General features: G+C 51.8%; 1 pseudogene. It reads right to left on the reverse strand.

The annotated features are described in order from the left end of the window. A pseudogene (locus tag ACYP03_RS26180) lies at positions 1–140 on the reverse strand (rod shape-determining protein RodA); the annotation flags it as partial. Positions 141–272 lie beyond the last annotated feature (132 nt).

Genomic DNA, 272 nt, shown 5'->3' on the forward strand with positions numbered 1-272 from the left:
TCCAGGTTCTGGCCGCTGGCACTGTACATGACGACCAGAGCAAAACCCATCAGCGTTAGGATCCCCAGTAATAAAGGCACATCTATATGCAGGCGATCACTCAAAGTGGCTTTGCTGCCTGCCGCAGCCATGATACTCATTGCGAAACCTCAGCCAATGTCGATTTATCTTTGTCATCGTGTTTGAGCAGCATATGGTCGAAAATCTGCCTTGCGACCGGGCCACCATTGCTGGAACCGCCGCCGGCATTTTCAAGCACCATTGCTACTACG

The sequence above is a fragment of the Photobacterium sp. R1 genome (assembly GCF_054600795.1).